The organism is Brevibacillus centrosporus, from assembly GCF_046622605.1.
Lineage (GTDB): Bacteria > Bacillota > Bacilli > Brevibacillales > Brevibacillaceae > Brevibacillus > Brevibacillus centrosporus.
In genome coordinates this window covers 2,450,810-2,474,132 of record NZ_CP176856.1, presented here as the reverse complement: position 1 = coordinate 2,474,132, position 23,323 = coordinate 2,450,810, and the positions used below count along the sequence as shown (strand labels likewise).

Sequence of the window (23,323 nt, the reverse complement as noted above, 5' to 3'; positions counted from 1 at the left end):
ATTCCCCCTTATTCCCCGTATACGTGTGTCAGAGTCGATTCTGGTGTAGGATACGGCGCGTTTTCCGCATATTCCGTCGCCTCATCCACTTCCAGCTGTACGCGAGCGAGCATATCTGCTTCCGTATTTTCATCCAGCAAGCCAATCTCTCTCAGATACGCAGCAAAGACAATCAACGGATCCTTTTTCTTCGCTTCCTCTACTTCTTCACGCGTACGGTATACACGGTCGTCGTCATCGCTGGAGTGCGGAACCAGACGATACATGACCGCTTCGATCAATGTTGGCCCTTCGCCGCGACGCGCACGTTCTACCGCTTCTTTCGTTACGCGGTAGACTTCGATCGGGTCATTTCCATCTACACTGATCCCAGGGAAGCCGTAACCGATTGCGCGGTCTGCTACACTTTCACATGCCAGCTGCTTTTTCAGCGGAACAGAGATCGCGTATTTGTTATTTTCACAGAAAAAGATCACCGGCAGCTTGTGAACGCCTGCGAAGTTCGCCCCTTCGTGGAAATCCCCCTGGTTGCTGGAGCCTTCTCCGAACGACGCGTACACGACGAAGTCTTTTTGCTGCATTCTACCTGCCAGCGCCATGCCTACTGCATGAGGTACCTGTGTCGTAACAGGGCTGGAGCCAGACAGGATGTTGTATTTTTTCCCGCCAAAATGTCCAGGCATTTGGCGACCGCCGCTGTTCGGATCCTCTACTTTCGCGAATGCAGACAGCATGCAATCGCGAGCTGTTTGCCCGAATACCAGGACCAATCCCAGGTCACGATAATACGGGCACAAGTAATCCTTGCCGGTTTCCATGGCAAAAGCCGCACCGACCTGTGCAGCCTCCTGACCTTGGCATGAAATGACAAACGGTACTTTTCCCGCTCGATTCAACAGCCATTGGCGCTCGTCAATTTTACGAGCCAACAGCATGTAATAGTACATGTCAAGGACTTGTGCGTCCGTCAAACCTACTTGTTCATGTCGCTTCGTAGTCATCGCCTTTTGCCCTCCTCGCTAATTGTGAATTGCTTTTCCTTCTACTGCCAAAGCAGCTTCCATAAAGGCTTCAGACAGCGTCGGGTGCGGATGGATGGTCGTGCCGATTTCCCACGGGGTCGCATCCAGTACGCGAGCGAGACCCGCTTCCGAAATCATGTCCGTCACATGCGGACCGATCATGTGCACACCAAGCAGATCATTTGTTTTGGCATCCACGACAACCTTGACAAAGCCATCGTTTTCTCCATAAATGATTGCTTTCCCCAGCGGCTTGAAGCTGAATTTGCCCACTTTTACCTCAAAGCCTTTTTCCTTCGCTTCTTTTTCCGTCAAGCCGACGTTTGCCACTTCCGGGCGGCTGTAAGTGCATTTCGGTACTTTTGTATAGTCCATGGGATGAGGATTTTGACCAGCCATATGCTCAACTGCCAAAATGCCTTCATGGGATGCTACGTGAGCCAGTTGGAGCCCGCCGATCACGTCGCCAATGGCATAAATATGCGATTCCGCTGTTTGAAAATGCTCGTTGACAACGACAGCGCCACGCTCGACCTTGATCTCTGTCGCTTCCAGTCCCAAATTTTCTACATTTGCCTGGCGACCCACGGAAACGAGGATTTTTTGTGCTTCAAAGGATTGCACGCCTCCAGCCGTTTCCGCTTGGATCATGACGCGCCCTTCTCCCTTTTCCAGAGATTCAGGCAAAACCTTGGCAGAGGTCACGATGTTTACTTTGCGCTTTTTCAGCAGACGTGCCATTTCCTTGCTGACTTCCTCATCTTCCAGAGGCAGAATGCGATCGGCATACTCAACCACGGTGACCGCTACTCCGAAATCGTTCAGCATAGATGCCCACTCGATCCCGATCACTCCACCGCCTACGATAACAACGGATTCTGGCAGCTGCTCCCACTGCAGGGCTTCATCACTTGTTACTACATAGGACCCGTCGATAACCAGTCCTGGCAACGTACGAGGACGTGAGCCTGTCGCAAGCAGCAAGAAGCGAGGAACGATCATCTCCTGATCCCCATTCTCCTTTTCGATCCGAACAGCACCCGCTTGAGGGGAAAAGATCGACGGTCCCATTACCCGTCCAAAGCCTTCAAAAATAGTGATGCTGCCTTTTTTCATCAAATATTGAATGCCTTTGTGCAGCTGCTCGATGATTCCTTGCTTACGATCCTGAATCTTAGAAAAATCGTAGCCGACTTCACCGGCAATTACCCCGAATTTATCGCTTTCTTTGAGGGTGGCGTATACTTCTGCACTGCGCAAAAGCGCTTTGGAGGGGATACACCCACGGTGCAGGCAGGTTCCGCCGAGCTTTTCCTTTTCGACGATCGCTACTTTCATCCCGAGCTGGGAGGCGCGAATCGCTGCCACGTACCCTCCCGTTCCACCGCCCAAAACAACCAGATCAAACTCCTGAGACATAATCTGAACTCTCCTTTCGTAGGGAAAAACCGCTATCGAAAAAGCCGCCTCTGGCTCCTTACATTACCAGTGGGGTCACCCACGTTTTCGGCGTTTATGAATATTCAAAGAACAAAGCATATGTACCCCCTGACCGCATGATGGGCAACGATCAGGGGAAAGGGGATCATCGTGTTACTTAGCGATGATAAACAGTCTTGCCGTTTTGCAGAAAAGTATTACGGGATTTTGCTACGCTGGCGATTCGTTCTTCGGCCATACGGTCAGCAGCCTGGTAAGAAGCCATGCCATCGCGCTCAGCGATTTCGAATACTTTCAGGATGTTGTCGTAGATGGTCTCTACTTTTTTCAGGGCGCGCTCGCGGTTGTAGCCTTGCAGCTCATCCGCCACGTTGATTACGCCACCTGCGTTAATCACGTAGTCTGGTGCATAGAAGAGGCCCATTTCGTGGATCTGGTCACCGTGGCGTTCTTCCTTCAGCTGGTTGTTAGCCGCGCCTGCAATTACTTTTGCTTTCAAGAGAGGAATCGTATCGTCATTGATGATCGCTCCCAGTGCGCAAGGAGAGAAGATGTCGCATTCAACACCAAAGATTTCGTTCACGCCCACAGCTTTGGCTCCAAAATCGTTTACGGCACGATTTACGTTTTCTTCGTTGATATCCGTTACGATCAGGTGCGCGCCTTCTTCGTGCAGGTGACGGCAAAGGTTGTACGCTACGTTTCCTACCCCTTGAACCGCTACTACGCGTCCGGACAAATCGTCTGTTCCATAAGCCAGCTTAGCCGCTGCCTTCATACCTCGATACACACCGTAAGCTGTCACCGGAGATGGATTACCGCTGGAACCAAACGCCGGAGATACCCCTGTGACGTAATCTGTTTCCAAATGGATCATGTCCATGTCGGCAACCGTGGTTCCTACATCCTCGGCTGTAATATAACGTCCGTTCAAGCCTTGAATGTAACGGCCAAACGCACGGAAAAGTTCTTCGCTTTTGTGCTGGCGAGGATCGCCGATGATGACAGCCTTACCGCCACCGATGTTAAGACCGGCTGCAGCGTTTTTGTATGTCATACCGCGTCCCAGGCGCAACACGTCAATGATGGCCTCTTCTTCCGTTTTGTACGGCCACATCCGTGTACCGCCTAGTGCCGGACCCAATGTCGTATCATGAATGCAAATAATGGCTTTCAAACCGGAATTTTCGTCCTGACAGAATACCAATTGCTCGTAGTCGTACTTTTGCATGTAGTCAAAGATGTTCAATGAAGAAACCTCCCTAGTATCGATCGTTGTCATCATAGTAGCTCTTGGCTGAAATACATGGGATCCGTTTGGATTACTTCCCGTCGAGATGTTAATGCAAAAGTCGTGCCAACTCATTCCACGTTTTGAAAGCGCTTTATTTGCCTGTGTAGGCGTAGGCTTCCGGCTTGCCTAGTGTGCAGTTTCTTGCACGATCATGCAGTTTTTTGCATGCATTTTCTTGCACGGACGTCTCACTTACTTTGATCGATCATTCCCATACTCTCTAGCTTCTCCAACTTGTAGTAAAGACTGCGAATGGAAATGTCCAAACGTTTTGCTGTCAGCGTCCTGTTTCCGCCGGCCGCTTTCAGCTCACGCAAAATATGCTCGCTCTCTGCTTCTTCCATCGCTTCCTTCAGCGTTTTTCCAGTCGCCTGCAAGCTTGGTCTTGGTTCCTCTCTGTGAGAGACAGCCCTTCTCTCTAAAGGGGGCAAATGCTCTGGCAGGATCACACGCTCATTGATTCGCATATGGATCATCGCTCGTCCCAGCACATTTTCCAGCTCGCGCACGTTTCCTGGCCAATGATAGGTAAGCAGCAGCTGCAAGGCTCGCTCGTCGATTTCTTCTACATTGCGACCGTACTCCAGGTTGTACTTGCGTAAAAGGTGCATGGCTAACGGCTTGATGTCCTCCAGTCGCTGCCGCAGTGGCGGTATCTGAATCGGAACGACGTGAAGTCGGTAGTACAGGTCCTCGCGAAACTTTCCGACCGAAATCGCGGACTCGAGATTGACGTGGGTAGCGGTAATGACCCGCACATCGATCGGGACCGGCTTCGTCCCCCCGACACGTACGACTTCCCGTTCCTGCAAGACGCGCAAAAGCATGACTTGCATGTTCATGGACAGCTCGCCGATTTCATCCAGAAAAATAGTCCCGCCGCTCGCTTCTTCAAAAAGTCCACGCTTTCCGCCTCTGCGCGCACCTGTAAAGGCACCTTCTTCATAGCCAAACAGCTCGCTTTCCAGGAGACTCTCGGAAATAGCAGCGCAATTGACACGAATGAACTGTTTATACTTGCGTTCACTTCCGTTATGAATGGCATGGGCAAAAAGCTCTTTCCCCGTACCCGATTCTCCTCGAAGCAAGACCGTGGCAGGTGTAAGAGCAGCTTTCTGTGCTTGCTCGATGGCCAATCGCATGGTCTCGCTGTACCCGATAATGTCTGCAAAGCTATATTTTGCTTCCAACGTACGAATAATGCGGCGTGCTTTTTCCAGTTCTTCCGTCAGACGCTTGAACTCAGACACGTCGTGAACGACACCGACACTGCCTTTCAGCTCTCCATCTACCATCACGGGAGCCACATTCACCACGACATCCTTGCGCTTTGGACCAATTTTCATCGGTACACCGCGTACTGCCTTTTTCGTTTTCAGGACCTGCATATGCATGCTTTCCCCTTCGGAAATATCGACAGTGGCCGGCTTTCCGATGATGTCATCCTGTGTCAAACCCGTAAGTCTGGTGTAAGCCGGGTTGATCAGTAGACCGTTCCCGTTTTTATCCACGACGGAGATGGCCTCATCCGATGAGTCGATGATTGCCTGAAGCATGCTTTGCAGCTCTTTCAAATCTGTTACTTCCTCCGCAAGAGCCATGATCTCCGTAATGTCGCGAAAGATCGCTACGGCTCCGACTACTTCTCCCCGTTCATTCCGGACTGGCACGCGATTGGTAATGATTCGCGTCTGATTGGGCAATATCTGTTCCTGATTCAATTCGGGTGAGCCCGTCTCTAATACGATATGTAACCGGGTGTTCGGTATACGCTCAGTCACCCCGGTGCCCAGCACTTTGCTGGCTTCAATCCCCATCAGTCTTTCGGCTGCCTTGTTGAACAAGGTAATGACACCCTGTCGATTTACACCAATAATCGCATCGTGCGTGGAGTCGAGCATCGTTTCCCGCTCACGCTCATTCTGCATCATGGCGTTAATCAGCTTGTCTCTCTCCCGGATGAGCTTCATCACGATTCGGGTAAACGTGCCGGGGATCAGTACGGTCTTTTCCTGCTTGAGATGACGCAAGTGCTTATATTCGCCCAGATCGCCTGTCGCTTCCAGGATCACGTCCAGATCAGCATCCAAATACGGACGGTAGTCAATATCGGTCGGAATGCCAAAAGAACGCGCCAGCGCGAGACCCGGGGCGTCTGGTCGATGGTCGACAACAGCTACGATTTCAATGCGATCCATTTGATTCAGCATGCGCAAAAGTGCGCTTCCACCCCGTCCGGCACCAACGATGAGCAGCTTGTGCATGTGTGCCCCCTCACTTTTCGCAATCGTACTCGTTACCATTGTACTCCAATGGTTCGGTGAAGGACAGGCGTAGTTGTCTAGCGTGCGCTCGTTCACTGCACGCCGCTTATGGACAAGCAAGACCTCATTCGATATGATGAGTGGGAAGAGAAGGAAAGGTGTGAAACACCCTTGGTCGTACAGAAGATGATCGCACTTCTGATCATGGTGATTCCTGCTGCCATAGCGATGTACGGAATCAAGCTGATTCGGGATGCGTTTTTTTACTCCATCTCCCCCGAGGTAAGCTTCTTGTGGGGAAAGCTGATTGCAGGTATTTTATGCTTTGTCATCCCCGTTTTGTTTATCGCAGGCTTTATCCTGCACCACGAGCGCAAGAAAAATCGTGTGCAGCCGCGCTTCATGATACCGGAGCCAGACGAAGACGAGTAGACCAGGCTATGGACAGCCTGGTTCTTCTGTTTTTTAAGGCTCTGCTGATCTCCCCCATCGATCAATCCGTGTGAGCCAGCTGCTGCTCTCGATGAGCTTCGATATCGAAAAGAACTCAGCCACTATATGTACGCCGACAAACAGCAGGAAAATCATAAGCTGAACGATCAGTGGAGTCCCAGCGGCGAACGCAAACCCGACAACAAAGCCGAGCGTATTGGAACCGGTGTCGCCGAGCATAACGCGTGCCCCTGCATCGTGACGGAAAAGCATGCAAGTCGCAGCCAGCATGGGCAGCTGCCAAATGCCATGCTTGAAAAAGCTTGACAGGTCACTCGTACAGTAACAGATTGTGATCGCCACCGCCTCCAGCAACCAAAAGACTTTGATTGCCCTGACCGGCCGCAAGTCAAACAGATTGAGGACATTGGCAGCGCTGGCTAGCAAGCAGGCGGTTAGCAGGCCCGACCACAAGTTTGCGGGTCCAAGGGCCAAGGCCAAAACAATGGCGGTACTCCCTGCACCCCATACTTTCCACAAACCGCTCGTCATACGTCTCTCGCGCCAAAGCGTACCGAAGTGGCCCCGAAATCCTTTTGCCTGCTTGTCCACGGAGCAGTCATCCTGCCAGCCCCAGAAAGCAATGGCCAGCATTCCCGCTCCCATTAACGCCCCTTCTTTCCAGACCCACGACTCCTTCGAGCCGATCCCGATTACCACCAGCATTCCGAGCAGGGCAGCAGCCGTGGAGATGACGAGCATGACACCCCCAGCAGTCACCACTTCCACTCCCTGGTAGTTCACCCGGTGCATGCCCCGCTTACGAAATCTTTTACGTACGGTTACGAGAAGCCGTCGGTGGATTCCAACAGGGAGAAGCAACCCGATTGCCGCTGCTATCAGCCATTCCGTGCCCATGCATGTCCCTCCCACCATTTTCGACAAAGGGTCCGGCTGATCGCGATAAACTCTTTTCCACGATGACAAAAGCCAGCCATGTCATTGCCGGTCTCCCGATGGGAAAACCGTACGGGCACTTCCATCACCCGATAGCCCGCCCGCAGAGCATCCACTGTCAAACCAACCTCTACGCCAAATCCTTTGTCCAGTTTTCCTAGCTGATCCAAAACTTCTTTGCGCACGGCTCTTTGTCCTGATAAAGGGGCTAGCGTCTCGAAACCAGTAAGCATGCGAATGCCGTGATGAGCCAATCCTTTCGCCAGGCCCATTCCCCCCTTTGTTTTTGGTGGCGGGAGAACAGCTACAGCCATGTCACAAGCATCTTCTTGGACCGGTAAAAGCAAGTGCGCGGCTTCAGCGGCACTTTCGCGCAGGTCCCCATCCAGAAATAGGACAACCTCTCCTTTTGCATGCTGCCAGCCCGTCTGCAAGGCGGCGCCCTTTCCACGATTTCCGGGAAGCTGGATGACCAGATCAGCCCATTTTTTTGCCAGCTCTCCGGTCCCGTCCTTGCTGCCATCATCAACGACGATCAGCTCATCGCAAAAAAAGCGCTCGCGAATGGCACGAAGCGTGGCTCCGATCGCGTCCGCTTCGTTGTATGCGGGAATGACGACACTAACTTTTTTCACGTTCCACCCTCATCTCCGTCAGCAATTTTTGGACTTTCTCCAGCAATGCCCACTGCTTGGCAGGAGAATCAGGTACTTGCTCGAGCTGCAGCCAATGCCGGGGTCCTGGCAAGCTTTCCAGCCACGAGGGTTCCTCATGAGCAAACACCAGGAGCAGGCCATCAGAGAGAGCACGACCTTCCGCATATGGCAGAACATCCACACCAACTGTTCGCAGCAGCCGTTTGATCGGCTCCAGCTTCAGCTCAGGCTCGTGCCAAACGAATACCTTGCTCCCGGAAAGATCAGACGAATACCGCATCGCCATCAAATGAATGACTTCCTCATTGCTTCGCTCGACCTCACTGAGCAGTTGGTTCATTTGCTGCTTCAGCTCATTGTTGCTTTTGAGCGCCCGATCGTATTTGGCCTCCATTTTCGCCAGCACTTCTTGTTCCCCCACCGCGAACCAGGCATGACCAGCCGTTCCTCCTAAAAGGATTCCTACCCCCAGCGCAAAAAAAACGGCCGTGAGAGATAGCAAATGATATCGAAAGTGTATCAATGAATTGCCTCCTAAAAAGCCCAAGTCCGCCATTGCGTCCACAGCATTTGCGCAACGTGCCTAGCAACTGGATTGATCATAAGCGCGGCGGTAATGGGTGTCAGCATCGCAGCGATACACCATCCCCACAGCTTCCACGACCAGCGTGGCTGATAGAGCTGATTGACACCCTTGGCATCGATCAGCTTCGTTCCAATTTTCGTGCGTACGAGCAAGGTGCTAGCCATCCCCTTGCGCCCTTTCTCGAGAAAATCGATCATGTTGGTATGCGTACCGATCGTTACGATCAGCTCTGCGTTATTTTCATAAGCCAATAGCATGGCGACGTCTTCACTCGTGCCAGGTGCAGGCAACAAGTGATAGTCCAGTCCAAGGTCGCTGACCCTCCACCTACCCGGTGCCCTTCCGTCTGAGAAGGCATGAACCACGATCTCGGCGCCGCACATCAGCGCTTTGTCAGAGATGCTGTCCATATCTCCTACAATCAGATCAGGGATGTATCCGGCCTGGATTAATGCGTCTGCGCCGCCGTCCACTCCGATTAGAATCGGTCGGTATTCTCGGATGTACGCGTGAAGTGTTTGCAGATCTTCACGGTAGTGCTTGCCGCGAACTACCACCACTACATGCCGATTCTCCATTCGGGTACGTAAATCCAGCTGGCACAAAGGTTTGAGGAACAGGTCCTTTTCCCGACTGGCATATTGGAGTGTATTGTCAATAAATAAGGAAAGCGTTTCATCCAGTGTGACGTTTGCCTCCGTCCACTTCGCTTGGATATGCTCGGCGGTGACCATTTGGAGCGGAATGATCGTCTCCACGCCTTGTGTCGTAAAGAAGTGCAGCTGGCTGTTCGTCAGGGAAGCCTGGCAGCCATTCAGTTGATCAATCATTGCGGGGTTATCGTAATTGGCGGGGATTTCATAGAGCCGTACACCTGCTGCCAGTAGCCGGCGAGCACCCTCTGCCGGGTATTGCCCTGTCATATAAGGAGACAAATTGATAACTGTCTGCACTCCGGTGTCCAATAAAGAACCGGCCGCCATCTCATCTACGTCTGCATGATCAATGAGTGCAATATGTTCGGAGCCCAGTCGTTTGCACAGCTGCTTTGTCTTGCGATCTGCCAGGACGACTGCCTCGCTCGAAAAGGTACCAGGCTTTTTTCGCTTGATCACCTGCTCCACCTCCGAACCTAGTATGCTAAAAATTCCCTCTGCTCATGCGTGAACGCTTGATATTTATAGGCACGAAAAAGAGGCTGCGCAAGGGTGCACAGCCTCTCCTCAATCATGTTTGAAGTTATTACGCGCCTTTAGTTGCGTAATAAATAATCAGACCGTCGGCAAAAAGGAAGACGAGCAAAGAAACAACCCCGAAGCCGATCGCAAACTTGTTTTTCGCTTTGAGAGAGCTAACACAGCCCCAAGCGATGAAAATCGTGAAGATAAACATGAGTAAATCAAACAAAACCACTTTCATAAGTACGACAACTCCTTTACCAAGATGACGCGAACCGGAATACAATGGCAATTTCATTATAAAGCTTCATCAATAATGAGACAAGCATATCCAAATTTGTGACAAACGATTTCACAATTAGAGAATGATTTCTTGTCTATTATGCCTTATTTCTTTATGCCTATCCATATCGTCCAGTGGTCTTGCTCCTCTATGCTGGTCTCATGCGCTACTTTTTCTCCGATATAGTTGACTAGTATTTGCAGCTCTTCATCTGAGAGCTCATGCAGGATCGAGCGCCCCGTCCGCGCAAGCAGATCCTGTTCCAGCTCCTCCCATCGCTCATACCTTCTTCTGACTTCCCAAAGAGAAGTGGCCGCAACCTGCTCAAAACCGTTTTTTTGCAGCGCTTCACGCACTGCCTGATCTTCCGGTCGCCGTATGGCCTCTTTTGCCAGCAGCTGCGGAAACTTTTCTAGGAAATAGCCACGAAAATGGGTAGGAGATGCTGGCATGAGAACATCCGTCATGGTCCTGTCCTGGATGATACACAGGCCTCCCGGCGCGAGCAAGCGATACGCTTCCTCCATAAAGGGATCGAGCTCAGGTAGATGGTGAATCAACGCCCGGGCAAAGACGATATCCATACTTCCGCTATCCAGCCCTGTCGCGTGAGCTGCCCTACGAATCAATTTTATGTGGGGGTCCTGATGACAATTCTCCCACGCTGCTTTCAACATCACCTCGGAGAAGTCGGCACCAATCACTAAAGCAGCTCCCATCTCCACCCACGCTTTGCTGTAGATCCCTCCTCCGCAGCCGATATCGATTACACGCTTGCCCTCCGGTTGAACAATCGCTTTCATCGCCTGTCTCCAGGATTCATCGGCGGTCCGACCTATGTATGAGCTTTGATTTTCTTCCGCATGAAAATCCATCCCCATCTCATTTCCCCTCCATAAACTCCAATCGGTTTCCGAACGGATCTTCCGTAAAGAATCGGATCACCCCTGGAATTTCGTCATCGACTCGTAGCGGAATGCCGCTTTCTTGCAAATGCGCCATCAAACGTTCGATATTCCCGACCAAAAATGCAGGATGGGCTTTTTTTGCCGGTTGAAAGGCTGCTTCTACTCCAATGTGAATCATCTGAGGACCACACTGAAACCATACCCCGCCGCGAACTTTCAGCTTCTCGGGTTTGGGCACCTCTGTCATTCCCAGCAGGTCCCCAAAGAAACGGCGAGCTTCCTCTTCACAGCCAACCGGTGCCGCTAATTGAACGTGATCAAAACCCATCCATGTAAACTCGTTTCCCATCTCTACAAATCTCCTCTCTCTTTGCGGCAGAGAACCATCCACTCTTCGATCTGATGCGTTCGTACGCGGCCATCCTCCACCAGCATTTCCAAATAGGCTTTTTGTTTATCGCTCGCCTGAAGCAGCGCATTCTCTACAGCTTCTTCCTGTTCTTTGGATTCCGCAGTCCTGGTTACCCACTGCTTGAAATCTTTTCTCTTGACCCGATGCCTTTGCATTTTTCCGACCAATCCATACTGGGTGAACAAATCGATCCACTCTTTCACAGCCAAGCACCGTACATGACTCGGGTCACGCAGTTTTTCGATATGATTGAAAAACGCTGCGAGGTCAGGATCATCCGAAACGACGTTGTCGATCAAAAGGAAGCTTCCCCCTGGACGCAATACTCGGCTTACCTCGCGGACAAACGCTTCCGGGTCCGGGAAGTGATGCGCAGCGATCCGGCAAGTGACTGCATCAAAGGACTCATCCAAAAACGGAAGGGCTTCCGCATCTGCCTGCACGTATTGAATGGGGCCAGCACCTGCTTCGATATTGGCCCGTCTCGCCGCTTCCAGCATCATTCTCGTCAAATCAGTTGCCACAACAAGCTCCGTATGGACAGACAGCTTTCTCGCCACATGACCGCCACCCGTTGCAATATCGAGAACGATCCAGTCCGTTTTCGGCTGCAGCCAGTCTACCAAGAGGTCTAGATCGTCACCTTTTGCATGGCTTTCGCTTTGAACATATTTTTCGGCGTTTCTTCCAAATTGAGCTTGAACGGCCTTTTTCACATCATCCTTATTGATCATGAAGAACACCTCCTGCCACTATCTTATTCCAAAAAACTCCTACTTTGTTATAGAATATTGATAACTAGATATCGAAAAATTCGCTAAGGAGTGAAAGACGAGATGGACAAGGAGAGTTTAGAGATATTTTTGACCATCGCCCGGCATGGGTCGATCAATCGTGCAGCACAAGCCCTGTTCCTCGCCCAATCGACGGTCACCCATCGGCTCAAGCAGTTGGAACGCCAAATTTCTACTGCGCTATTCGTGCGGACTGCTTCCGGCGTATCCCTGACAGCAGAAGGGCGTCGTTTGCTGCCCATCGCCGCCAGTATTGTGGAGCAAATGAGAGCCTTTACCGAGCAAAAAGAACAGCGCCAATCTATGACGATCGTCGCAGGCAAAGCTTTTGTGGCCTACGAGCTCCCCCGTCTCATCGGGCAGTATCGAGCGGCAAATCCCCAATTTACCTGTTACGTGCGCTCCACTTTATACGAGGAATCGCTCAATGCCTTGCTGACCGGAACAGCCGATATCGCGTTTCTTGGGAGCGAGATGTATCACCCACATATTTACCAGGAGTTCTTGCCAAGTGACCGAATTTTGCTCGTCACTTCGCCTACCCACCCTTGGGCAAAAGGGTTTCCCGGCTTTCCTGAATGGGGAACCGAAGAAATGATCCTCTTTGGCAATCATACAGCCCCTTACCGTCAAAGAATCGACCGGTTTCTTGCTCAGCACGGTGTTTTCCCGAATGCGATAATGGAGCTGGACAGCTTCAGTGCCGTCAAAAAAATGGTGGAGCAGTCTCTAGGCATCACGATGCTGCCAGAAAGAACGATCCAAGAAGAGCTCTGCTCAGGATCGCTGGCCGCGCATGATATCGCGGAGGGTGAGCTCGTACGCCCTACCCTCATCGCCTATTTACACCCAAAAAAAGAGGACGAAGCTTTTCAGCAATTCGTCCAGTGGATGAAAGACAATTATTAACGTAGTGTGATGACGGTCACTTCCGGTCTGCAAAATAAGCGAATGGGCAATATCGTCGTTCCGAGCCCTCTTGAGGTATAGACCTGCAGCGAAGTGTCTTTTACCTTGTACAGGCCTTGTACGTATTTTTGGGAAAGCTTGGGGGTCAATATGGCCCCAATTAACGGGAGCCTAACTTGTCCCCCGTGGCTGTGCCCCGATAGCTGCAATCCGACCGGATAAGCTGCCGTCTCATCCGCAAAATCCGGCTCATGCGCCAGCAGGATCACGGCCTCGTCTGTGGGAATATCCCCAAGCGCTCTCGCCAAATCAGGTACCCCAAACAGGACATCGTCCACGCCTGCCATATGCAGAGAGCTGCCTTGCCTATCCACGCGTACGTGGCGGTTGTCCAAGACCTCAAAGCCTGCACTGCTTAGCATATCGCGAATGACCTGCTGCTGTCTGGCACGGTAGTCATGATTGCCTAGCACCGCATACTTACCCAGCGTGGCCTCCAGCTGTCCGAGAATCGGCAGCACAGCGGAAAGATACCGTGTGCTCTCGTCCACCAGATCACCTGTAAAGCAGATCATGTCAGGTTTTTTGCTCATGATGAGGTCCACGACATGCTGGACGTCTTTTGGCTCACTGAAGTGCCCCAAGTGCAGGTCACTGAAATGCACGAGCTTCGTCCCGCGAAACGCATCTGGCAGCTTCGGCAGCGTGATCGTTACCTCTGTTGTTTCAATCCAATGCCGCTCCCAGCCATAGCTGTACACCCCTGCCGCCACACCTAGACCGACCAGTCGGCCTGCCCAATGCATGAGCTTTTGCAGAAAGGTTTTGCGCGTGATCGCAGAAATCTTGGGATCACTCATCACCTAAATCTTGTCGTACCCGTTCACGACGACATCAAGTCTTCCTGTTACCGGATCGATCAGGAGACCGTGTACCGCAACGCTCTCTGGCAACAGTGGATGGTTCTTGATCGTTTCCACGCTGTTCTTCACGCTCTCGTTCACATTATCAAATCCACGCAGCCATTGCTTGAGGTTGATTCCCGCGTGCTGCAATGTCGAGAAGGTCTGAGCCGATACGCCTTTATCCATCATTTTTTCCATGGTGCGGCTACTGTCAATCACGCTCATCCCGCAGTCGTAGTGGCCGACAACCATGACTTCCGCAGCATTCAGCTCATAAATCGCAACCAAAATACTGCGCATGATACTTCCAAAAGGGTGAGAGACAATCGCCCCCGCACTTTTGACGTGCTTGATGTCTCCATTTCGCATGTTCATGGCTTTCGGAAGCAGCTCTTCCAGACGTGTGTCCATGCAAGACAAGACAACCAATCGCTTGTCCGGAAATTTGGTGGTTTGATATTTTTCATATTCTTTGTTTTCTACAAATTGACGGTTGAATTCGAGGATCTCATCTAGGTTACGCATTACTTGTACACCCGCCTCATTCAGTATAGTTTCTATTCTATTTTACATGGTTATCCAGATGGTTCAACTGTTTGCTCACATTTGGGGACTGGTCTAAACTCATGCATGCCAGGAAAAAGGATTCGGGAATACCTCCAAAAGGGTAAAATGAAGGGCTAGGACCTTACTGGTTAAAGCACTAGTTTCTGCAATCTCTGACACTTTTATGTCCCTTCTTTTCCGGCGTTTGCCCATGTAACATGGTCCCGTCCTATATGCCTGCGCCGCTAGTCTGTTGCCCCATCCATGAAAGTTCAACAAAAACACCCCGTTCATGGTAGGTTGAACCTGTGAACAGGGATGTCTTTGGGTCAATACGAGATCTCTTTTAACAGAGCCTTAGCTAATCTTGGCCTCAATCCGCAGCTTGTCTGCCACCATCGCGATAAATTCGCTATTGGTTGGCTTCGCCTTGGTGTTGGAAATGGTATAGCCAAACAAGCTGGAGATGGAATCCAGATTACCGCGGGACCAGGCGACCTCGATCGCGTGGCGGATTGCACGCTCTACGCGGCTTGCTGTAGTGTTGAACTTTTTCGCGATATCCGGGTACAGGACTTTCGTGATGGATCCTAGCAGCTCGACATCGTTGTACACCATGGTGATGGCTTCACGCAAATACAAATAGCCCTTGATATGAGCCGGAACCCCGATCTCATGAATAATGCTGGTGATGCTGGCGTCCAGATTCCGTCCTCTCACCTGCAAGGTAGACTGCGGCTTTACCGAGGTGACAAAGGATGATGGCTTTGACGAAATCATTTGGCGAATTCGCTGGGCCAGAACCTCCATGTCAAATGGTTTGAGGATGTAGTAGGCAGCTCCGAGCTCAACCGCTTTTTTCGTGATTTCTTCCTGTCCGAATGCAGTCAACATGATGATTTTCGGCTGTGGAGACAAACGCATGGCCTGAATTTGTTCCAATACAGCCAGACCATCTAAATGAGGCATGATAATATCCAAAATTAAAACATCGGGCACACGTTCTTGGAGCAGTCTAACTACCTCATTACCGTTGTACGCTACGCCAACGACTTCCATATCATACTGACTACTAATGTACTCTTCCAACAGATTGACGAATTCGCGGTTATCATCTGCCAACAACACTTCAATCTTGCTCAAAGTCGTTCCTCCTAACAATGGACGGTCTTTTGGAAAGAAGGTGGCATCTTAGAAGTTGGTGATTTATAAGAATAAGTCCAAGCCATCTTTTCACTACTAAAGGAATTCGACAAACCGATATTCATTCCTGCCAATGACGAAAGATTGAACGATTTAACTGATATTTCGACAAAGAATACGCTCATTTGCCATAGACCGAACCTTCTCGACGGAAAGAGAAAAAAGCCGTCTCGCTTTTTCGCGTGACGGCCCGTCTCCCTGTCTTCATGCTGCTTTGCCGATCGGGGATTGCTGCTCCGACTCAGGTGCGTTGCGCACATTGACCCCGGCGTCGCGCAGCATCCATTCGATGTAACAACCATAGCCCGAGGTTGGATCGTTGACAAAAACATGTGTCACTGCTCCCACAATTTTTCCTTTTTGAATAATGGGGCTGCCGCTCATTCCCTGAACAATGCCACCCGTTTTTTCCAGGAGACGTTTGTCCGTCACTTTAATTATCATGCCTTTTGTAGCAGGAAAATGCTGCTTGATCACATTTGCGATCTCAATATCGAACTCTTCTACCTTTTGCCCGTTTACGACGGTCAAAATTTTGGCAGGGCCTTCTTCTACCTGCTCTGCCAGAGCAACAGGGAGTGGCTCATCGTAAAAGCTTCTTTTCGGTTCGTCCTTCATTTTTCCAAAAATGCCGAAAGGGGTATTTTTGGTGATGTTACCTAGCACTTCACTCTCGTTGTAAAAACGAGCAAACTTTTCACCGGGATTGCCGCTCTGTCCTTTTTCTATGGATGTCACACTGGCTTGCACGATCTGCCCGTCCCCAACGACAATGGCCTGCCCAGTATCCACGTCGGATATGACATGTCCCAACGCACCATATGCCTTTGATTGGGGATCATAAAAAGTAAGCGTTCCTACTCCTGCTGCCGAATCGCGAATGTACAGACCCATTCGGTACTCGTTATCCTTTTTGTCTTTGGCTGGCTGCAGAGTGAGGTTGAGCTTTTCTTTTCCACGCACGACTAAGAGCTGCACCGGATGATTCTTCTTTCCGGCCTCGTTGATCATCTTTTTGACATCGCTCATGTCGTTGATGTACAGATCATTCATTTTGACAATCATGTCTCCTACGTGTATGCCAGACTGCTCTCCAGGTGAGAATTTGGATTTGCCATCATCCACCAAATGATGGCCCACGACGAGAACACCCGCTGTTTGAAGCTTGACGCCAATCGACTGCCCGCCCGGATACAAACGCAAATCAGGCAGGACGTTCACTTTGACGGCTGTCAGGGGGATATTCCGCCACTTCACCTGCAATTGGGCTTCACCTGCCCGACGAGGCTCGACGGACATCGGCTTGCTCAAATCAACGGACACTTCACGCGCCTGCGTCCCATTGACGTGCAAAATGTCGGGGTTGCTGTTGACAAGAGTGCCCATTACTGGCACGGAGACGCGCAACTGTTCGAGGGATCCTTCCATCACTCGCAATTCGTGAGGAAAGGACGACAGATCGCGGAACGGGGTGGAACTCACGACGAGGGCCGTGATGAGGAGAAGGAAACTTCCCATCCATTTTCTTTTGTTCTGTCGGATCACCAGCAATCACTCCTACCGTTCCCTACCTACACCTATGTGACACCTCCACCTTGTGTACCTTTAATGTTGCCTCCGAGGAAGCGGATTATGTCAGGAAAAAAAGACTGCTACCCTTCTGTCAGGTAGCAGTCTTTCTTTCGCGTCCAAGCTCGATCATTTCACGAGCATGCTCTTCTGTTTTCGTCGTAACTTCCGCACCGCTCAGCATGCGAGCAAGCTCAATCACGCGCTCGTCATCTGACAGCCTTGTTACCAACGTCATCGTTTCGTGGTTACTCATTTCCTTTCGAATGAGAAAATGAGCGTCTGCCATGGAAGCAACCTGAGGCAGGTGCGTAATGCAGAGGACCTGCCGCTGACCGGCAACACGGGCCAGCTTCTCTGCAATCGCTTGGGCCGCTCTCCCGCTGACTCCCGTATCCACTTCATCAAAGATCAAGGTCTCGACCTGATCTGTCCCTGCGAGAATGGCCTTGATCGCCAGCATCACACGGGAAAGCTCGCCACCGGATGCGATTTTGGCCAGCGGACGCAGGGGCTCGCCGGGGTTGGGAGAGATGAGAAACTCGATCTGATCCATCCCGTTAGCGTCAACCTGCCGCTTGATGCCCTCAATCTCGACACCATCCTCATCCGGTGTTTGTCGGACATCAATCGCGAAACGAGCTCGTTCCATGTGCAGCTCTTTTAGCTGCTGCTCGATTTCGACAGCCAGCTTTTGCGCACACTCCTGGCGGATGACTGACAGCTCCATAGCTTCTACAGCCAAGTCCGCTGCAAGCTCTGTCAGCCGCTCCTGAACCTGCTGGAGACGATCTTCATAGTGGTGCATGTCATCCAGCTCGTCCTGAATCGTCGCGGCATACTCCAAAATATCATCTACACTTTTGCCATACTTTCGTTTTAGCGATTGAATTTGATCCAGCCGACTTTCGACCTCTGCCAGTTGAGCTGGTTCGAAGTCCATCTGATACGACAAATGTCGCAGCTGATGTACCACGTCTTCAATCTGGTAGTACGCGCTCTGGACGGATTCCAAAATGGGTCCAAGCTGTTCTTCGTAGCCAACCACGCGTTCTAGCTCGCCCATGGCGTGACCAAGCCAGTCCATCCCTTTTTGATCTCCATACAGGGAACGATACGCGTCCTGCATGGATGAATAAACCTTCTCAATGTTCATCCATTTTTTTCGCTGCTGCTGCAGCTTGTCATCTTCTCCAGGGGAAAGCTGGGCCGACTCAATCTCGTTGAGCTGATATTCCAGCAGATCGATACGTTGAACAAGCTCTCGTTCATTTCTGGCCATCCGTTCCAAGTCCTGTTTGGTTTTGCGAAAAGCCGTGTACAGCTTTGTATACTCTGCCTTCGCAGCTCCCAGCGCCGACTCCCCGTATGCATCCAGCCAGTTGATATGCTTGTCCGACTGCATCAGCATATGCGTATCGTGCTGTCCGTGTACGGTAACCAGCCACGGTCCCAGCTCGCGCAGCATGGCAAGGGTGACCAACTGTCCATTCAGGCGAATGATGCTTTTGCCCTGATTGGATATATCCCTTCTCACGACCAGCATGCCATCCTGCTCGACTTGGACACCAACACTCTCGCACACGGCTAAAGCCGGATGAAGCGCTGGCAGCTCAAACAATCCTTCGACCTCTGCCCGTGTTTCTCCATAACGGACAAAGTCGGCTGATGCCCTTCCTCCCAGCAAGAGACCCAGCGCATCGATGATGATGGATTTCCCTGCTCCTGTTTCACCGGTTAAGATATTCAGCCCTTTTTGAAAAGACACCGTTACCGATTTGATAATGGCAAAATTACGAATGGAGAGTTCCACTAACATGGTATGTGACCCCTTTACAGCATTTCCATTAAGCGCTTCGTCACTTCATCGGTATTTTCCTTGGAACGGCAAATGATCAAAATCGTGTTATCGCCGCTGATCGTTCCCATGATTTCTTCCCAGGGCAGGTTGTCAATCAGTTCAGCGACCGCATTTGCATGTCCGGACAAAGTTTTCAGAACAATAAAGTGATCGGCTTTGTCGATGCTCATGAATGAATCGACGAGCATGCGTTTTAGCTTCTGCAGTGGATTGAACTTTTGCTCGGTTGGCACAGAATACTTGTACCTTCCATCTGGCAGCGGCACCTTTACCAGATGCAACTCCTTTATATCACGGGACACAGTTGCTTGCGTCACATTGAAGCCAGCCGCGCGCAGACGTTCCACCAGCTCATCCTGGGTCTCCACCTCAGTGTTGCTGATGATATCCCGGATTCGGATATGTCGTTGCCCTTTATTCATATGATTACTCCCATTCCCCTTGTAATTTCGTACGAATTGCTTCGAAAAAGCCGCCTGTCTTCCATTTGATCAACGGTGTGACATACGGGGACTTTTTAATAAAAATTTGATCGCCGCCCTCCAGCCTGTAGCCGAATTGACCATCAATGGACAGTCCCATTTCCTGATGAACGGCATCCACCTCTATGCGGATGACTTCGTTTCCAGAGAGCACCATCGGTCTTGCGGTCAATGAATGAGGAGCGACTGGCGTCAATAATAGCATGTCCACATTCGGGGCAACGATCGGCCCTCCTGCAGACAACGAGTACGCCGTCGAGCCAGTCGGCGTCGAGACGATTACACCGTCGCCACTAAAAGTCGCCACATAAGCGTTGTCCAAATAGACCGCGCATTGAATGATTCGGCAAAAAGAGCCTTTTGCGATCCCGATGTCATTCATCGCGGTATACGTGCCCAAGCTGACCTCTTTGCGGACAAGGGTTGCTTCCAGCATGGTGCGTTCTTCTATATCATACTTTCCCAAAAGGAGATTATCGACAGCATGCTGCAGGTTCTCCGGCTCTGCTTCTGACAAAAAGCCCAATGTCCCGAGGTTGATCCCCAGTACCGGCAAAGAACGCCCAGCCAGCTGACGGGCGATACCCAGGAGCGTGCCGTCTCCCCCCAGTACGCATACGAGGTCGGCTTGTTTCCCGATCCCTTCTACAGTCGTTCCCAGCTCGGCACGTCCCAGGTCAGATGCGATGTGTTCATCCAGAAAAACCTCAGCACCACGGTCCTCTAACAGATAAAGCAGCTCGCGTGCAACGATTCGCGCCTCTGGTTTTCCTTTATTCGCTATAATTCCAATTTTCTTCACATGGTCCACCCCAAACCGGTTGGTTGGAAATCCTTATACAAGTATACAACTTCTCATGCATAAATAAAAAGCCTCGTTTCGGACAAAACTCCCGAGGCTTTGTGCACTTCCTTATTTTAACACGGCATGAGCTGAAGTGACTACCTCTGTTACCAGTTTTAGCCACTCCTCCGAATCCAGCCCGTCTCCACCTTTTGCAGCATGCATGACAAACTCGATGTTGCCCTCTCCCCCTGTGATCGGAGAGAAATCCAAACCTTTCAAGGAGAAGCCAAGCCCACGGGCATATTCTCCAATGTCAGTCAAAACGGCTTCATGGGTTTCTGGATCCCGTACAATACCGTTCTTTCCTACTTTTTCTTTGCCAGCTTCAAACTGTGGCTTTACAAGCGCGACCACTTCGCCGCCGTCTTTGAGAAAACGGTGCAAAACCGGCAAGATCAATCGCAAAGAAATGAACGATACGTCGATGGACGCAGAATCCGGCATTTCATGATCAAAGGTCTCAGGATCCAGATGGCGGAAGTTCGTTCTTTCCATGACTACGACACGTTCGTCCTGACGGAGGCTCCATGCCAGCTGGCCATAGCCCACGTCAATTGCATAGACGAGCCTTGCGCCATGCTGCAGGGCACAATCCGTAAACCCGCCCGTAGAAGCTCCGATATCCATCATCACGCGTCCAGTCATGTCGATCCCAAAGACACGCAATGCCTTTTCCAGCTTCAGCCCACCACGTCCTACGTACGGATGGACCTCCCCTTTGACCGTAATTGCGACATCCTCCGGGAATTTGGTTCCCGGTTTGTCGCACCGCTCGCCCGCTACTTGAACGAGTCCAGCCATGACAGCTGCTTTTGCTTTTTCTCTCGTTTCATATATGCCCCGCTCCACGAGCAGGACGTCTACACGCTCTTTTCGAATACTCATGCTTCCACTACGCCCTTCGTTACAGGCATCAACGCACGCACACGGGACGCAATATTTTCTGCCGTGAGACCTACTTCGAGCCGTTGTTCTTTCACACTGCCATGCTCGACGAAATAGTCAGGAACTGCAATCATCTGCACGTTTACATCGTGAAAACCTGCACGATTGTAGCATTCCAGTACAGCACTGCCGAACCCGCCCATTTCCGCGCCTTCTTCTACGGTAATGATGTGGTAGCCTTCTTTGGCAAGGCGCAGTAAAAGCTCCTCATCCAGCGGTTTGCAGAAGCGGGCATTGACGAGCATCGGCTCGAACCCCTCGCTCTTCAGCTGGTTCACTGCTTGCTCCGCTACCTCGAAAACATGCCCGAATGATACGATCGCCACATGCTTGCCTTCGCGTACGATTTCCGCCTTTCCGATTGGCAGTACCTTGAGTTCCTCGTCCATTTCAACTCCGCGCACAGGCAGACGTGGGTAACGGTAGGAAATCGGCCCTTCTTCGTAAACCGATGCCGTTTTCATCATATGACGCAGCTCGTTTTCGTCTTTCGGCGCCATGATGACCATATTGGGAATGATCCGCATAAAGGCGGTATCGTACATTCCCTGATGCGTTTCGCCGTCTGCACCAACCAAACCGGCGCGGTCCACGGCAAATACCACATTGAGCTTTTGACGAGCCACATCGTGGATCAGTTGATCGTACGCCCTTTGCAAGAACGTCGAGTAGATAGCCAAAACCGGCTTCAAGCCTTGGGTCGCCAATCCTGCAGCAAACGTACAAGCATGCTGCTCTGCGATCCCGACGTCAAACAGGCGTTCCGGAAACTTCTGTCCAAACGGGATCAGCCCTGAGCCAGCTGGCATGGCAGGTGTCACGGCGACGATATTTTTATCCTCGCTCGCGAGCTGCATCATGGTTTCAGCAAAGATCGACGTATAGGTCGGCGCTGACTTGGGCGTATCACCAGACTCAATCTTGTAGGTGCCGATTCCGTGCCACTTGACCGAATCCGCTTCCGCTGGGGCATAGCCCTTTCCTTTTTTCGTGATCGCGTGAATCAGGACAGGTCCTTTTGTCTGTTTGGCTGTCTTCATGGTATCCAGAAGCAGACCAAGGTCATGCCCGTCGATTGGGCCGATGTAAGTAAACCCGAGCTCCTCGAATAGAACCCCGGAAACCAGCAAATACTTCATGCTGTCCTTGAAACGCTCTGCCAGATTTGCCAGCTTTCCGCCTACAGCAGGGATGGATTTGAGGAGGCCTTCCACCTCATCCTTTGCCCACTGGTAGTTCTCCGTGGAACGCAATTTGCCTAAATAATTGTGCAGGGCGCCAACGTTCGGAGCGATTGACATTTCGTTATCGTTCAGCACCACGATCACGTTTTTTCGCTCATGCCCGATGTGGTTCAGTGCCTCCAGCGCCATCCCGCCGGTTAAGGCTCCATCCCCGATCACAGCAACCACATGATTTTTTTCCTTTTTCAAATCGCGGGCTGTCGCCATCCCCATCGCTGCAGACAAGGACGTACTGCTGTGCCCGGTTTCCCACACGTCATGTGGGCTTTCAATCATTTTCGGAAACCCGCACAGCCCCTTGTATTGACGAAGGGTAGGGAACATGTCGCGGCGTCCCGTCAGCATTTTATGTACATAGGCCTGGTGCCCTACGTCCCAGATCAACTTGTCCCGAGGGCTTTCGAATGCATAGTGCAAAGCCAGCGTCAGCTCGACTACGCCAAGGTTTGGAGCCAAATGACCGCCCGTTTTGGACAGGTTCTCCACAAGAAACTGCCGGATTTCGGAGGCCAATGTATATAGCTGCGGCTGAGTGCACTTTTTTAAGTCTTGAGGATCATTTATAGTAGTTAGCAGCATGGGTATT

At 51.2% G+C, this 23,323-nt stretch carries 23 protein-coding genes; 2 read left to right on the top strand and 21 right to left on the bottom strand.

Annotated elements, in window-relative coordinates; translation table 11 throughout:
- Nucleotides 1–8: 8 nt before the first annotated feature.
- The 4 genes from ACLIN2_RS12710 to ACLIN2_RS12695 form a co-directional block, all read right to left on the bottom strand.
- Entirely contained in the window at nt 9–1,001 is a 993-nt protein-coding gene (locus ACLIN2_RS12710; protein WP_092268161.1) for a thiamine pyrophosphate-dependent dehydrogenase E1 component subunit alpha, read from the bottom strand.
- 18 nt (nt 1,002–1,019) lie between these two features.
- Nucleotides 1,020–2,441: a dihydrolipoyl dehydrogenase gene (lpdA, locus tag ACLIN2_RS12705; protein ID WP_092268160.1), complete on the bottom strand. Its 1,422-nt coding sequence runs from the start codon at nt 2,439–2,441 to the stop codon at nt 1,020–1,022.
- A 178-nt stretch (nt 2,442–2,619) separates the two neighbouring features.
- Nucleotides 2,620–3,711: a Glu/Leu/Phe/Val dehydrogenase dimerization domain-containing protein gene (locus ACLIN2_RS12700; protein WP_092268159.1), complete on the bottom strand. Its 1,092-nt coding sequence runs from the start codon at nt 3,709–3,711 to the stop codon at nt 2,620–2,622.
- Nucleotides 3,712–3,944: 233 nt separating this feature from the next.
- Nucleotides 3,945–6,020, bottom strand: coding sequence for a sigma 54-interacting transcriptional regulator (locus ACLIN2_RS12695; protein ID WP_411504203.1), 2,076 nt, complete (start codon nt 6,018–6,020; stop codon nt 3,945–3,947).
- 171 nt (nt 6,021–6,191) lie between these two features.
- On the opposite strand from ACLIN2_RS12695, the gene ACLIN2_RS12690 reads away from it, so the two are divergent.
- A complete protein-coding gene (locus ACLIN2_RS12690; RefSeq protein ID WP_092268157.1) occupies nt 6,192–6,452 on the top strand; it encodes a DUF2627 domain-containing protein in 261 nt (86 codons plus the stop codon).
- 33 nt (nt 6,453–6,485) lie between these two features.
- On the opposite strand, the gene ACLIN2_RS12685 is transcribed toward ACLIN2_RS12690, so the two are convergent.
- From ACLIN2_RS12685 to ACLIN2_RS12650, 8 genes are all read right to left on the bottom strand, one after another.
- On the bottom strand, nt 6,486–7,370 hold the full coding sequence (locus ACLIN2_RS12685; protein WP_411504202.1) for a UDP-N-acetylmuramyl pentapeptide phosphotransferase: 885 nt from the start codon (nt 7,368–7,370) through the stop codon (nt 6,486–6,488).
- A complete protein-coding gene (locus ACLIN2_RS12680; protein ID WP_092268155.1) occupies nt 7,352–8,044 on the bottom strand; it encodes a glycosyltransferase family 2 protein in 693 nt (230 codons plus the stop codon). Before ACLIN2_RS12680 ends, ACLIN2_RS12685 begins: the two co-directional genes overlap by 19 nt.
- On the bottom strand, nt 8,031–8,588 hold the full coding sequence (locus ACLIN2_RS12675; protein WP_092268154.1) for a copper transporter: 558 nt from the start codon (nt 8,586–8,588) through the stop codon (nt 8,031–8,033). The genes ACLIN2_RS12680 and ACLIN2_RS12675 overlap by 14 nt, the downstream gene beginning before the upstream one ends.
- Before the next feature lie 11 nt (nt 8,589–8,599).
- The gene (gene steA, locus ACLIN2_RS12670; RefSeq protein WP_400582077.1) at nt 8,600–9,766 is read right to left on the bottom strand and encodes a putative cytokinetic ring protein SteA; all 1,167 of its coding nucleotides are present in this window, start codon (nt 9,764–9,766) and stop codon (nt 8,600–8,602) included.
- Between the two features lie 127 nt (nt 9,767–9,893).
- Nucleotides 9,894–10,070: a DUF2759 family protein gene (locus ACLIN2_RS12665; RefSeq protein WP_411504201.1), complete on the bottom strand. Its 177-nt coding sequence runs from the start codon at nt 10,068–10,070 to the stop codon at nt 9,894–9,896.
- 146 nt (nt 10,071–10,216) lie between these two features.
- On the bottom strand, nt 10,217–10,993 hold the full coding sequence (locus tag ACLIN2_RS12660; protein WP_411504200.1) for a class I SAM-dependent methyltransferase: 777 nt from the start codon (nt 10,991–10,993) through the stop codon (nt 10,217–10,219).
- A 1-nt stretch (nt 10,994) separates the two neighbouring features.
- Nucleotides 10,995–11,369, bottom strand: a complete 375-nt coding sequence (locus ACLIN2_RS12655) for a VOC family protein (RefSeq protein ID WP_411504199.1) — start codon at nt 11,367–11,369, stop codon at nt 10,995–10,997.
- Between the two features lie 2 nt (nt 11,370–11,371).
- Nucleotides 11,372–12,163, bottom strand: coding sequence for a class I SAM-dependent methyltransferase (locus ACLIN2_RS12650; protein ID WP_411504541.1), 792 nt, complete (start codon nt 12,161–12,163; stop codon nt 11,372–11,374).
- Nucleotides 12,164–12,268: 105 nt separating this feature from the next.
- On the opposite strand from ACLIN2_RS12650, the gene ACLIN2_RS12645 reads away from it, so the two are divergent.
- Nucleotides 12,269–13,135, top strand: a complete 867-nt coding sequence (locus ACLIN2_RS12645) for a LysR family transcriptional regulator (protein WP_411504198.1) — start codon at nt 12,269–12,271, stop codon at nt 13,133–13,135.
- Here the strand turns inward: ACLIN2_RS12645 and ACLIN2_RS12640 are convergent.
- From ACLIN2_RS12640 to dxs, 9 genes are all read right to left on the bottom strand, one after another.
- Nucleotides 13,132–13,995, bottom strand: a complete 864-nt coding sequence (locus ACLIN2_RS12640) for a metallophosphoesterase (RefSeq protein ID WP_411504197.1) — start codon at nt 13,993–13,995, stop codon at nt 13,132–13,134. The two genes, ACLIN2_RS12645 and ACLIN2_RS12640, sit on opposite strands and share 4 nt — an antisense overlap.
- Before the next feature lie 3 nt (nt 13,996–13,998).
- Entirely contained in the window at nt 13,999–14,565 is a 567-nt protein-coding gene (locus ACLIN2_RS12635) for a beta-class carbonic anhydrase (RefSeq protein WP_411504196.1), read from the bottom strand.
- 378 nt (nt 14,566–14,943) lie between these two features.
- A complete protein-coding gene (gene spo0A, locus ACLIN2_RS12630; RefSeq protein WP_411504195.1) occupies nt 14,944–15,729 on the bottom strand; it encodes a sporulation transcription factor Spo0A in 786 nt (261 codons plus the stop codon).
- Between the two features lie 264 nt (nt 15,730–15,993).
- Nucleotides 15,994–17,334 (bottom strand): SpoIVB peptidase, encoded by a 1,341-nt coding sequence (gene spoIVB / locus ACLIN2_RS12625; protein ID WP_122923148.1) that lies wholly within the window; start codon nt 17,332–17,334, stop codon nt 15,994–15,996.
- Between the two features lie 118 nt (nt 17,335–17,452).
- Nucleotides 17,453–19,177: a DNA repair protein RecN gene (gene recN, locus ACLIN2_RS12620; protein WP_411504194.1), complete on the bottom strand. Its 1,725-nt coding sequence runs from the start codon at nt 19,175–19,177 to the stop codon at nt 17,453–17,455.
- A gap of 14 nt (nt 19,178–19,191) precedes the next feature.
- Nucleotides 19,192–19,641: a transcriptional regulator AhrC/ArgR gene (ahrC, locus tag ACLIN2_RS12615; RefSeq protein WP_092268142.1), complete on the bottom strand. Its 450-nt coding sequence runs from the start codon at nt 19,639–19,641 to the stop codon at nt 19,192–19,194.
- Nucleotides 19,642–19,645: 4 nt separating this feature from the next.
- Nucleotides 19,646–20,503, bottom strand: a complete 858-nt coding sequence (locus ACLIN2_RS12610; RefSeq protein ID WP_092268141.1) for an NAD(+)/NADH kinase — start codon at nt 20,501–20,503, stop codon at nt 19,646–19,648.
- Nucleotides 20,504–20,614: 111 nt separating this feature from the next.
- Nucleotides 20,615–21,433, bottom strand: a complete 819-nt coding sequence (locus tag ACLIN2_RS12605; RefSeq protein ID WP_411504193.1) for a TlyA family RNA methyltransferase — start codon at nt 21,431–21,433, stop codon at nt 20,615–20,617.
- Nucleotides 21,430–23,316 carry a 1-deoxy-D-xylulose-5-phosphate synthase gene (gene dxs, locus ACLIN2_RS12600; protein ID WP_411504192.1) on the bottom strand — a complete coding sequence of 629 codons (1,887 nt, stop codon included), beginning with the start codon at nt 23,314–23,316 and terminating at the stop codon, nt 21,430–21,432. Before dxs ends, ACLIN2_RS12605 begins: the two co-directional genes overlap by 4 nt.
- Nucleotides 23,317–23,323: the final 7 nt, after the last annotated feature.